Annotated in this window: 8 protein-coding genes; 2 read left to right on the forward strand and 6 right to left on the reverse strand. The window is 75.0% G+C overall.

The features are described 5' to 3' along the window. Positions 1-29 precede the first annotated feature (29 nt). The 6 genes from OH807_RS03970 to OH807_RS03995 form a co-directional block, all read right to left on the reverse strand. Positions 30-1,697: an MFS transporter gene (locus tag OH807_RS03970; RefSeq protein WP_406210677.1), complete on the reverse strand. Its 1,668-nt coding sequence runs from the start codon at positions 1,695-1,697 to the stop codon at positions 30-32. 269 nt (positions 1,698-1,966) lie between these two features. Continuing rightward, positions 1,967-2,254, reverse strand: coding sequence for an SHOCT domain-containing protein (locus OH807_RS03975; RefSeq protein WP_406193928.1), 288 nt, complete (start codon positions 2,252-2,254; stop codon positions 1,967-1,969). Between the two features lie 64 nt (positions 2,255-2,318). Next, positions 2,319-2,780 (reverse strand): DUF6325 family protein, encoded by a 462-nt coding sequence (locus OH807_RS03980; RefSeq protein WP_406193930.1) that lies wholly within the window; start codon positions 2,778-2,780, stop codon positions 2,319-2,321. Positions 2,781-3,104: 324 nt separating this feature from the next. Further along, a complete protein-coding gene (locus OH807_RS03985; RefSeq protein ID WP_406193932.1) occupies positions 3,105-3,863 on the reverse strand; it encodes a class I SAM-dependent methyltransferase in 759 nt (252 codons plus the stop codon). A 126-nt stretch (positions 3,864-3,989) separates the two neighbouring features. Continuing rightward, a complete protein-coding gene (locus OH807_RS03990; RefSeq protein ID WP_406193934.1) occupies positions 3,990-4,598 on the reverse strand; it encodes a hypothetical protein in 609 nt (202 codons plus the stop codon). Between the two features lie 464 nt (positions 4,599-5,062). Next, positions 5,063-8,650 (reverse strand): chemotaxis protein, encoded by a 3,588-nt coding sequence (locus OH807_RS03995; RefSeq protein WP_406193936.1) that lies wholly within the window; start codon positions 8,648-8,650, stop codon positions 5,063-5,065. A 349-nt stretch (positions 8,651-8,999) separates the two neighbouring features. Here OH807_RS03995 and OH807_RS04000 point away from each other — a divergent pair, with 349 nt between their 5' ends. Both OH807_RS04000 and OH807_RS04005 read left to right on the forward strand, forming a co-directional pair. Further along, positions 9,000-10,976, forward strand: a complete 1,977-nt coding sequence (locus OH807_RS04000; RefSeq protein WP_406193938.1) for an FG-GAP-like repeat-containing protein — start codon at positions 9,000-9,002, stop codon at positions 10,974-10,976. A gap of 176 nt (positions 10,977-11,152) precedes the next feature. Further along, positions 11,153-12,730, forward strand: a complete 1,578-nt coding sequence (locus OH807_RS04005; RefSeq protein ID WP_406193940.1) for an FG-GAP-like repeat-containing protein — start codon at positions 11,153-11,155, stop codon at positions 12,728-12,730. Positions 12,731-12,769 lie beyond the last annotated feature (39 nt).

A 12,769-nucleotide genomic window follows, 5' to 3' on the forward strand; every position in this document is an offset into this window, starting at 1 on the left:
GCAACTCGGCGCCCCAGCGGCCCGACGGCTCAGCCGTGCTGCCCGGGCCCGTCCGCGGCGCCGTCGGACCGGCGCGAGCGCACCGCACCACGGCCGCCGCCCTTTCCGCCGCCCTTTCCGCCGCCGGGCGACCCGGACGGCAGGCTGCCGGTGAACAGGAAGCTCGCGGCCGTGATCCCGGCGCAGGTGAGGATGGCCGCCTTCAGACCGCCGATCTGGGCGTCCTCGTAGTGTTCGACGATCGCGTCGGCCTCCTCCGGCGACACCTCGGGCTGCCCGGCCAGGGCCGTGGCCACCTGATCGGCGGGGACGAACGAGATGCCCGACTCAACCCGGATCGCGGTCTGCCCGGCGACGGCCTCCGAGATGCGCGGGTCGCTCTCGATCCGGCCGGTCACCGACCCGGCCAGAGCACCGATCAGGACGGCACCGACCAGAGCCGTCCCCAGCGAGGAGCCGAGGTTCTGCGCGGTGTACTGCAGGCCGCCGGCCTCGCTGCGGTCGTCCTCGTGCACGCTGGACTGCACGGTGTTCCCCAGCTGGGAGGCGAGCATGCCCATCCCCAGGCCCATCAGCGCCATGGCGCCCGCGAAGGAGGCGCCCTTCAGCTCCGGTCCGATCGCGGTGATCAGCCAGAGGCTGGAGGCGAGCAGCACGAGCAGCCCGACCCGGACGATGGCGCGCGGCGAGGCGATGCGCAGCAGCGCGGTGCCGCACATCGAGGCGGCGAGCATGGTGACCGACACCGGGAGGAGCCGCAGCCCGGTCTCGAAGGCGTCGAGCCCCTGGACGACCTGGAGGTACAGGGGGATGACGAAGAAGGTGCCGAGCAGGATGGTGTTCTGGTTGAACAGGGTGGCCAGCCCGGCCCGCAGCGGACGGTTGCCGAACAGGTCGAGCGAGACCAGCGGTTCGCGGCCCTGCGCCTCGCGACGGCGCTCGTGGGTGCAGAACAGCCACAGCAGCGCACCGCCGAGCGCGACGAGGAACAGCGTCGGGGAGAACCCGAGGACGGTGAACGGCGGGTTGCGCGGGGTGACCCAGCCCCAGGTGCCGCTCTGCAGCACGGCGAGGACGATCAGGGCGAGGCCGGCGGCGGAGAGCGCGGCGCCGGTCACGTCGAGCCGGACGCGGTGCTCCGGGGCGCGCTCCGGCGGGATCCAGCGCATCAGGAACAGCACCAGCACGACGAGGACGACCTCGCCGGCGAACACCAGCCGCCAGGTGAGGTAGGTGGTGACCCAGCCGCCCAGCAGCGGGCCCACCGCGATGCCGGCTCCGGCGACGCCGCCGATGACGCCGTAGGCCGTGGCCCTCGCGCGGCCGGTGTAGGAGCCGGCCACCAGGGCGGCGAGGGCGGGCAGCACCAGGGCCGCGCCGAGGCCCTCGATGACCGACCAGCCGAGGGCGAGCACCCAGACGGTCGGCGAGACGGCCGTCAGCCCGGAGCCCACCCCGTACACGACCATGCCGACGCCGAACATCCGGCGGCGGCCGAACATGTCACCGAGTTTGCCGCCGGTCAGCATGAAGGCCGCCATCACCAGCGTGTACAGGGTGATGACGGCCTGGATCGCGGTGACCTCGGTGTCGAAGTCCTCAACCAGTTGGCTGATCGACACGTTCATGACGGAGGCGTCGAGCACCATCAGGAACTGGGCGATGCCGAGCACGATCAGGGTCTTCCACCGGTCCACCATGCCTCCAGCTGCCGACTCTCCGGATGCCGATCCGGCGCGGGTTCACGGGTCCGGCGGGGTCACGGGTCCGCCGGGTTCACGGGTCCGCCGGGGTCACGGGTCCGCCGGGGTCACGGGTCCGCCGGCCCCTGGGCCGCAGGGCCTCGGGCCGCCGAGCCGCCCGCTGGCCCGGTCCCGCTCGCGATCGGCGGGACCGGACACCACCGGCGGCCTCGACGGCCCCGACGGCCTCGGTGCCGACGACGGCACCGGCGGGTCGAGCAGGATCAGCCCCCGAGGATGCGCGCCTTCTGGGCGGCGAACTCCTGTTCCGTGAGGACGCCCTGCTCCTTGAGGGCGGAGAGCTCCTTGAGCTGGCCGATCTTGTCGTCCATGGAGGGCGGTGCGGCGGCCGGGGGCGGCGGCTCGGCGTAGGTCTGCTGCTGGGCGGCGGCCTGGTTGGCGTCCTGCTGGGCCCAGCGGCCGGCCTGCCGGCGGGAGACGCGGTTGGAGACGGTGGTGGCCGTACCGGCGATGACCGCGGTGCGGGCGACTCCCCGAAGTAGTCCGGGCATGGCTTCCTGCCAGTGGTTGAGGGGCGGACGGTGGACGACCGGGCGGGCGGTGGGTGCCGCCCGGTCAGGTCGTGGATTCGAGCGCTTCGAGCGCCTCGATGACGTCCTGGGCCGGTACCCGGCCGCCGGCGATCATGCGGGCGCCGGCGCGGCGCAGGGCCGCCGCGAGCGGTGCGGCCCACAGGTTCTCGTAGAGGAGCACGGCGGCCGAGTCGCCCGGAGCGAGGAGGGACCCGGCCTCGGTGAGGTCGCCCTGGTCGATCAGCCCGGAGGAGACGCCTTCGAAGACGGTGAGGTCGAGCTCCCCGTCGCCGTTCACGTCGGCCAGCTCGATGCCGACCACCGAACCGTCCTCCGCCTTGGTGACGAACGTCAGGTCGAGGATGCGGATGATGCCGCGGTCGACCAGGTCGACCAGGAGCGGCAGTCCCTCGCCGGTCAGCCGGCTGCCGGGGAACTCGATGACGAGGTAGTCGATGGGGCCGGGTTCGTCCAGCTCGCCCGGTCCGCTGGGTTCGTTGCTCACTGCAGCTCCTGGAGTACCGGAGTAGTGAGGCCGGATCGACGGGGTGGGCCGGTCCGGCCGGGGCTGGGCCGCGCACGCGGCGCGGCCGTCGGGGCACAGAGGCGGGGCACGAGGCCGGGGCGGCGACACGACGGCGGCGACTGCCTCCACCGGTCCGTTTCCGGGCCCGGAACCACGACGGAGCCGCTCCTCCGCCCGCAGGAGTGCCCCTCCCCACCAAGACTAGCCCGGCACGCCTGCCCCGGCCTCACCTGGCGGCGGGAGCACCCGCCCCGGCGGGGCCGCCGCTGCGGCCGGGCGGGCGACGGGAGCCCGCCCGGCCGCTCAGCAGGGCTTGCGGGCCTCGATCAGGAACCGGGCGGAGTGGGCCACGAACGGCCCCTCGGCCCGGATCCGGGCGTCGAGTTCGCGCAGCCGGTCGCGGTGGGCGCCCACGGTGAACCCGGGCACCATCCAGATCACCTTCCGGAGGAAGTAGACCACCGCACCGATGTCGAAGAACTCCAGCCGGAGCCGCTCGGAGCGCAGGTCCACCACCTCCAGCCCGGCCGCCCGCGCGTCGGCGCTCTCCGCGTCGGGGTGGCGGGCGAGCCGTGCCTGCGGCTGCGGCCCGAGGAAGTACTCGACCAGCTCGAACACCGACGCCGGCCCGACGTGCTGGGCGAAGTACACCCCGCCGGGCCGCAGCACCCGGGCGATCTCCGCCCACCAGACCGTGGCGGGGTGGCGGCTGGTCACCAGGTCGAAGGCGCCGTCGGCGAAAGGCAGCGGCGGCTCGTCCGGATCGGCGACGACGATCGCGCCCAGCGGGTGCAGCAGCCCGGTCGCCCGCGCCACGTTGGGCGGCCAGGACTCGGTCGCGACCATGGCCGGCGGGAAGGCACCCGCCCCGGCCAGCACCTCGCCGCCGCCGGTCTGGACGTCCAGGGCCGCGGAGGCGGCGGCCAGCCGCTCCCCCAGCAGGCGCTGGTACCCCCAGGAGGGCCGCTGCTCGGTGGCCCGCCCGTCCAGCCAGGAGAAGTCCCAGCCGTCGACGGAGACCGCCTCGGCCTCGGTGATCAGCTCTTCGAACGTACGCGACATACCGGCATCATGGCCGCCCCCGACCGTCCTGGCCAGCGGATTTCGTCCCGGCCGGCCGCAGGCGCCGCGCCGGGCCACCGCGCCGCGCGGGCACCCGGTCACGCGGGAGCCGGACCCGCGCGGGCCTCAGGCGCCGCCGGCACGGGCGACGTACACGGCCGGGGGCGGCCCCGGGACGGCGGCCCGGCGGCCGGTGGGGCGCAGCTCGGTGCTCGCGAACGGCTCCAGCATCTCGCGGCCCTCGGGCATCACCTGGTGCTGCCAGCGGCGCAGCAGCGGATCAGGCTGCCGCGGGTCGTAGAAGGAGGAGTGGACGACGGCCTCGGCGCCCGCCAGGCCCTCCTCCCGGGCGGCCGGGCTGTCGAGGACGACCACGACCTCGCCGTTGCCGAACGGCGGCGGGGTGCCGGCCTCCTCCTCGCCCACCTGGGCGCCCTGGACGGCGGGGTGCAGGAACTCGCCGTCGCGGGCGCGCTCGCGGGTCGGCCAGTCGCCGTCCTCGTCGGGGTGCAGGCCCAGGGCGCGGAGGCACTCCGTGGTGGTGGTCGCGGGCACGAGTTCGACGTCGAGGCGGAGCAGCTCGGGGGTGCGCCAGTACGGGCCCCGGGAGGTGACCGTCACCGGGCCGAACGGGGCCAGGACGGCGGCGATCTCCCGGGTGAGCGCGGCGCCCTGCTCGGCAGGGGCGTCCACCCAGAGGTTCATCCAGACGGAGCGGTAGGGGGCCAGGGTCATGGCGCGGTCGCCTCCACGGTGGAGCGGTCGGTTCGGATCGGGCGCTCCACCGGCCGTGGAGCGGCAACGCGGGGCGCCTCCCGGAAAAGCAGGGGACGCGGGGCGAATCAGGGGAATCCGAGGGGTCGGGTGAATCAGGGGGAAAGCATCGGGAGGTTCCCGGAAGCCGTCCGGGAAACGCCCCCGCAACCTCCCCGTGCGGCAGAGGCGGAACAGGAACCGACAATGGCGGGACACGGGCCCGGTGGCCCGTTCCGCCCACGGATGGTATCCGGCCGTCCGGGCCGTCTTCCGGAAGCCCCGGCGAGGGCTGCCGAAGCGGCCCGGAATTGTTCCGGGCAGCGGAATCCGGGAGGGCCCGGCCCCGACGGAGCCGATCGGTTCCGTCGGGGCCGGGCCCGCACCGCGGTCCGGACCGTCGGCGGCGACCGGAAGTCGTCACCGTCGACGGGGAATTCACGACATCAGTGCGTCACGTACCCGTCCGGGGCGATGTTCGCGTGCTCGAAATCCTTCCCCTGGTTCTTGCCGCTGGAGAAGATGGAGAACTTGGTGCCCTTCTTCACCTGGACGTCCCACTCGTCCTTGCCGTCGGTCGCCTTCTTCCAGAGGTTGCCGTAGGCGTCCTTGAAGCCACCGCCCTTCTCCGGCTTGCCCATCCAGCCCTTCGGCGGGACGAACGGGACGGGGCCTTCGAGGTCGGTCGGCAGGTTGTGCTTGACGGCCGCGGCCCGCGAGTTCGCGTTGTAGCCCTTCTTGGCGTCCCGGGCCAGCGAGTTGAGCGTGGCCACGCCGTCGCCGATCTTGCCCACCGACACGTGCTTCAGGCTCTGGGCGGCCCACTCCAGCCACTTGGGGTCGGCCACCTTCTTGGCGATGTTGGCGTTCTTGCCGATCAGCTTGGCGATCTTGGCCGGCTTGCCCAGGGCGTCGCCGGCGTAGGGGATCATCCCGAGCGCGGAGAGGCCGGCGCCGGACCAGTCGCCGCGGAACAGGCTGACCACGCCCGAGGCCCCGTCGCTGATCGGCGTCGGGTCGAACATGCCGGCGATGTCCAGCGCGAGGGTGGCGGCGTCCGCGGCGGACAGCCCGCCCTCCAGGACGAGTTCCTCGTCGGGGTGCTCCGGCTCGTAGCCGCCGTCCGACCCGCCCGGGTCGGTCGGCCCGGTCGGGGCGGTGGCGTTCGCCTTCGCCTCCTGGCGGGCCAGGTCCATCGCGTGGGCGAAGGCCTCACCGGCGAAGGTCAGCGCCTCGCCGGCGCTCTTGCCGGCCGCCACGGCCGAGGCGTACGCCCGGTCGGCCGAGTCGTAGGCGGCGCCGGCCGAAGCTGCCGCCGCGCTGGCGGAGTTGGCCGCCCGGGTGGCGGACCGGCCCGCCTGCGCGGCCGAGCCACTGGCCGAGGCGGCCGCGTCCTTCGCGGACTTGGCCGAGGCGGCGGCCCGGCGCGCCGAGGCGTCGGCCGACTTGGCCGCGTCCGAGGCCTGGCCGGCCGCGACGTTGGCGGCGGCAGCGGACTCGTTCGCCTGCCTGGCGTAGTTCGCGGCGTCGGCGGCCGCACCACGTGCGGTCGCCGCGGCGTCGGCGGCCTGTGCCGCGTCGTGGGTGGCGGTGGCGGCGATCGCCTTGCCCTCGGCGACCAGGCGTCGGACGCCGGCGACGTGGACGGCGTCGGTCTGGTCGCGCTGCGCGGCGGTGAACTGCGCGATGCCGACAAACTCCCGCAGCAGCGGGGCAGGACCGGCGAGCGCGACCTGCGCCGCCGCCCGGACGCGCGGTCCGCCGTTGGCGGAGAGCCGCAGGGCCTCGACCTTGTCGTCCTCCTCCCGGGCCCGGTACTGGCCGGTGGCGACGAAGGCGCGCAGGGCCTCGGTGGTGTTGGCGTCGAGGGCGGCCGAGCCCTTCTCCTTGACGGCCTTGCCGCCCTCGCTCATCAGGGCGAGGACCTGCACCCGGTAGTCGTCCTTCAGCACGGTGTGCCGGCCGGTCTCCAGGAAGGCCGCCTGGTCGTCCGTGCTCGTGCCGAGCGCGGTGAGGGCGGCGGCGCGGAGGGCGGTGGTGCCGGTCGTGGCCAGGTCGGCGATCTTGGTGTAGTCGTCCTGGGCCGCGGCCGCCCGGCGTCCGGTGGCGAGCCACTGGCGGACGTCGGTGTCGGTGCCGGCGAGGGCCGCCTCGGCGGCGCGCTCCGTCCACGGCGAACCGTCCACCAGCAGGTGGACGGCGGCCTTGCGGCCCTTGGTCAGGACCACCGCCGGGTCGGCGCCGGGGGCGCCGGCGTCGGCCAGCAGCTGCTTGGTCTCGGCGTCCTGACGCTGTACCTCGGCGCGCTCCGTGACCTGGGCGGACTGCTGCTCGGTGTACTGCGTCCTGAGCTCCTCGGCGGCCTGGATCGCCAGGTCGCGGTTGCTCTCCAGCGCCACCTGCTCGGCCTGCCGGGCGGTCTGTTCCACCTGGTCGGCCTGGTTGGCGGCCCCGGTGGCCTTCTCCGCGGCCTTGAGCGCGGCGTCCGCGTGCTTGGTCGCGAGGTCGGCCCAGTTGGAGGCCTCGCCCGCGTGGGCGGCGGCGTCCTCGGCGGCCTGTGCGGCGGCGTTGGCGTGTCCGGCCGCGTCGTTGGCGGCGGTGCGGGCCTGCTGGGCGGCGGTCAGCGCCTGGTTCGCCATCGCGCGGGCGGTGCCGGCGGCGCTGCTGGCGGTGGCGGACAGCCGGCGGGCCTTGGCCGCGGCGTTGGCCGCGCGCTGGGACTCCGCCTGGGCGACGGCGCTGTTGCCCCCGGCGTCGGCGGCCGCCTGCGCGGCGGCCGCGGCGTGGAGGCCGGCGCTGACGGCGTCACCGACCGAGGTGAGGGCCTCGTTCAGGGCGCCGATGGCCCGGAACACCGACTCGGCGGCCGAGGTCGCCCCGCGGGCGGCGTCGCGGGCCGTCCGCGCCGCGTCCCGGGCGGCGTCGGCCTGCGTCCGGTCCTTCGCCGCGGCGGACGCGGCCTGGTAGGCCTGGGCCGCGGCCCGCCCCGCACCGGCGGCTGCGGAGGCTGCCGCGGCGGCGGCGGAGGACGCCGTCCGGGCGGCGTTGCTGGCCGCGTTGGCGGCGTTGATCGCGGTCCGCGCGGCGTTCGCCGCGCTCTCGGCGGCGTCGGCGGCGCGGTGTGCGGCGGCGGTCGCCTTCTGGGCCGAGTTCTGGGCCGCGGCGGTCTCGGCGGCGGCCTTCTCGGCGGCCTCCTTGGCCAGGCGTGCGGCAGCCACCGCACGGCCGGAGGCCTCCTTCGCCGACGCGGTCTCCTTGCTCGCCTCCTGGCCGGCCTGCCGCGCCGTCTCGACCAGCTGGCCGACCGTCATGGACTCCTGGTCCTGCGCCCGGGCGGCGTGCTGCCCCTCCCGCAGGAACTCGCGGACGGCGACGGGCCCGGCGTCCAGTGCCGCGCTGCCCGCGCTCCGCAGCTGCGGGCCGCCGAGGTGCATCAGGCGCAGCGCCTGGACGCGGTCGTCCTCCTCCTGGGCCTTCTTCAGGTCGGCGCCGAGGAACTGCGCGACCGCCTCGGGCGAGCCGTCGTTCAGGGCCTTCTGCCCGGCCTCCTGGACGGCGGTGCCGCCGGTGTTCATGGCCCGCAGCACGCTGACCTTCTGGTCGTCCGCCAGCGGCCTGGCCCAGCCGGACGACACGAACGCGTGCAGCTGCTCCGGCGTGCCCGCCAGCGCGGCCTGCGCCGCCTCGCGGACGCCGGGTCCGCTGACGTTCAGCAGCTGGAGGACGGAGAGCCGTTCGTCCTGCTCGGCGGCGATCCGGCGGCCGGTCTCCAGGAACGCGGCGACGTCGCCGTCGCTGCCGGTCAGCGCCAGCTCGGCGGCGGACCTCACCGCCCCGCCCCCCGCCTTCCACTCGGCCACCGCCTGCGCCCGCGGGCTCGCCGGCGCCGGCGCCGGTGCCCCGTCCGCGGCGGCCCCGGCCCCGGCCAGCGGTCCGACCGTCAGCGCGAGCGCTACTCCCGCCGTCGCCAGACGGCGGGTCAGTTCCCTGTGCGGGGATGCCTTCCAGCGCCCCCATGATATCTGCTGCGTCATATCCCCTCGAAACCACGTCAGTTCGGTGAAGACCGATCGGACGGGCACCCCCGCCCGGCCGCACATGATGTCACAACGGAAATGGAAAGTCCGTCCCCGGAGGAGATCCGACGATGCGTCAAAATCTCTCTTTCGCCACAACCTTTACCAACTGTTGCATCACGGACATCCATCAGTTGACCTGCCACGAGGGAGTGATATCAATGGTCCGTCAGTTCGGACGGAGCCCTCGGCAGGTGCCCGGCCGCGGCCACCCGGGGAAGTCACCCGCGGCGGCCGGCCGCGCCGTACCCGCAGTACGCGCCGACCCGGAAAACCCGACACACCCATGGGGGGTGAGGAGCCCGATATGAGGGCCTCTTCTCGAATCCTGGCCGCCACCGCGACGGCCGGTCTCACGTTTCTCGCCGGTGCCGCCGGCATCCCGGCCGCCAACGCCTCGGCGACCGGCGGCGCGCCGTTCGCCGTCGAGGGCTACGCCTACCCGGACGCGGCCCGCATCCTGGCCGAGTCCGGCGTCCGCCTGAAGAGCGGCAACGGCAACATCCTGCTCGCCGCCTGCGCACCCGGCGGCGGCCAGTTGCGGATCATGGCGCGCGAGCGGGACGACATCTGCTTCCGGATGACCGGCACCACCGGCCGCCTGAGCCTCGAAGTCCCGCGGGTGCACGGCATCCAGAGCGACGGCGTGCGCGACGTGTCCGTCGCCATGTCCGTCGACGGCACCACCACCTCGTTCCCCGTCGACAAGAAGCTGTGGACCGCCGTCGGGGAGGCCGCCGACCCCCAGAGCCGGGCGCACACCCTGCTGGACATCACCGCGACCGGGCCGGTCTCCGCCAACTCCGGCCCGTCGGACCGGCCCTACGTGGCCAAGCTCGACATCGGCGGCCGCGGCTGCACCGCGACCCTGGTCGACCCCCGCTGGGTGCTCACCACGGCGAGCTGCTTCGCCGACGACCCCGCGCAGTCGCTCGCCGTCCCGGCCGGCGCCCCGCAGAAGCAGACCACCGCGACGATCGGCCGCGGCGACCTCAACGGCACCGGCGGCCACACCACCGCCGTGGTCGAGCTGGTGCCGCGCGCCGACCGCGACCTCGTGATGGCCCGGCTGGACGTCCCCGCCTACGGCATCACCCCGGTCGCCCTGGCCGGCACCGGCCCGGTCACCGGCGAGGAGCTGAAGGTCTCCGGCTACGGCCGGACCAGGACCGAGTGGGTCCCGGCCGCGCCGCACACCGCCACCTTCGCCGTCGGCGCCGTCGAGGCCACCGGCGTCGACATCACCGCCAAGGCACCCGCCGACGCGACCGTCTGCCTCGGCGACGCCGGCGGCCCCGCCGTCCGGGAGAGCGCCGGGAAGACCGAGCTCGTCGCCGTCACCAGCCGCTCCTGGCAGAACGGCTGCCTGACCGCCACCGAGAGCCGCACCGGCGCCTACCAGACCCGGGTGGACGACCTCGGACCGTGGATCACCGGCCTGCGCGAGCGCCGTTCCACCGCGGTCAACGAGGTCGGCACCGGCCGCCTGCGCTTCGCGGACTTCGACGGCGACGGCAAGCCGGACTACATCACCGTCGAGGACAACGGCGCGGTCAAGGTCTGGCTGAACCGCGGCGGCGACCCGGCCGGCGGCAACGGCTGGCAGGGCATCGGCCAGGTCGCCCAGGGCGTCACCACCGACCGCGCCCGGGTCCGCTTCGCGGACTTCGACGGCGACGGCAAGGCCGACTACACCGTCGTCAACCCCGACGGCTCCGTCAACGTCTGGCTCAACCACGGCGGCGACAAGGCCGGCAGCAACGGCTGGCAGCCCATCGGCCGCGTCGCCACCGGCGTCACCAACCGCCAGGAGCAGGTCCGCTTCGCCGACTTCGACGGCGACGGGCGCTCCGACTACGTCGTCGTCGAGGACAGCGGCGCCGTCAAGGTCTGGCTGAACCGCGGCGGCGACCCGGCCGGCGGCAACGGCTGGCAGGGCATCGGCCAGGTCGCCCAGGGCGTCACCACCGACCGCGCCCGGGTCCGCCTGGCGGACTTCGACGGCGACGGCAAGGCCGACTACACCGTCGTCAACCCCGACGGCTCGATCAACGTCTGGCTCAACCGCGGCGGCGACGCGGCGGGCGGCTGGCCGTCCCTCGGCCGCGTCGCCACCGGCCTGACCACCGACCAGAACGCCGTCTTCCTGACGGACTTCAACGGTGACGGCCGCGCCGACTACCTCTGGAACCCCGGCGACGGCAGCACCCAGGGGTACGCCAACAAGGGCGGCGACGGCCGCGGCGGCTGGGAGCTGCTCGGCAAGGTCGCCAGCGGGGCCTGAGCAGGCACCCCCTCCCTCCGCCGCCCCCCGGGGCGTCCGCCCGTCGCGTTCAGCGCGGACGGGCGCCCCGGACCGGACGGACCCTGATCCACCGCGCGGGCCGGGCCGGCGCGGCCGCACCCCGCGGCCGCCCCGGCCCGGCCCGCGCGCATCCTCTCCCGCAGAACGGACACCTCGTGAAACGCGCCACCCTGACCGCACTGGCCGCCCTCGCCGCCCTGGCCCTCGGCCCCGGCGCCGGCTCCGCGGCGGCGGAGACCGCCGCCGCGGCACCCCTGCCGCCGGTGGTCAAGGTCATGCCGCTCGGCGACTCGATCACCGACGGCGCCGGCAGCACCGGCGGGGCCGGCTACCGCGCGCCGCTCCGTGACCTCACCGCCCAGCAGTCCCGCTACGCCCTCGACCTGGTCGGCACCAACTCCTCCGGCGCTATCGCCGACCCCGACCACGAGGGGCACAGCGGCTACCGGATCGCCCAGATCCGGGCGGACATCGACCGCTGGCTCGCCGCCGCCGACCCCGACGTCGTCCTGCTGCACCTCGGCATCAACGACCTCAAGTGGGAGCAGGACGCCGACCCCGTCCAGGCCGCCCAACGGCTCTCCGAGCTGGTCGACCGGATCTTCACCGACAAGCCGGCCGTGACCGTCGTCGTGCAGGGCCTCCTCACCGCCACCCCCGGCCTGGAGGAGAAGACCGCCCGGTTCAACAGCACCTTCGCCGCCCTCCAGCCGACGACCGGCGGCCCCGTCGGCCGGCACTTCCGGTACGTGGCCCCGGCGGACCTCGACCCCGCGGCCGACCTCCCCGACCGGCTGCACCCGAGCGACAGCGGCTACCGCAAGATGGCGGAGGTGTTCCACCACGCCCTCGACCAGGTGGTCGCCGACGGCTGGGCGTCCCGCCCGCCCGCCCCGCGGGCCGGCACCGAGGTCGGCGGAAGCGGCCGCGTGCGGTGGGCCGACTTCGACGGCGACGGCCGGCCCGACTACACCGTCGTGGCCGACACCGGCGAGGTCTCCGTCTGGCTCAATCACGGCGGCGACCCGGCCGGCAGCGCCGGCTGGCAGGGCATCGGCCGCGTCGCCACCGGCGTCACCACCGACCGCACCCGGGTGCGGCTCGCCGACTTCGACGGCGACGGCCGCGCCGACTACCTGATGATCAACCCCGACGGCTCCGTCGACGTCTGGCTCAACCGCGGCGGCGACCCGGCCGGCAACGGCGGCTGGCAGGGCATCGGCCGCGTCGCCACCGGCCTCACCACCCAGCAGGAGCAGGTCCGCTTCGCCGACTTCGACGGCGACGGCCGCACGGACTACCTGGTCGTCGAGGACAGCGGCGCCGTCAAGGTCTGGCTCAACCGCGGCGGCGACCCCGCGGGCGCCTACGGCTGGTACGGCATCGGCCAGACCGCCACCGGCGTCACCACCGACCGCAGCCGGGTCCGGCTCGCCGACCTCGACGGCGACGGCAAGGCCGACTACCTGATGATCAACCCCGACGGCTCCGTGCACGCCTGGCTCAACCACGGTGGCGACCGCCGCGGCGGCTGGCAGGGCATCGGCCGCGTCGCCACCGGCGTGACCACCGAGCACGGCAGCGTGCAGTTCACCGACTTCGACGGTGACACCCACGCCGACTACCTCCGGACCGCCCCCGGCGGCGCCGTCACCGCCTACGCCTACCGCGGGGGCGACAGCGCCGGCGGCAACGGCTGGAGCAACCTCGGACAGATCGCCGGCGGTGCCTGACCTGCCCTGACCTGCCCTGACCGGCCACGTCGGGGGGCG

Source organism: Kitasatospora sp. NBC_01560 (genome assembly GCF_045208415.1).
Taxonomy (GTDB): domain Bacteria; phylum Actinomycetota; class Actinomycetes; order Streptomycetales; family Streptomycetaceae; genus Kitasatospora.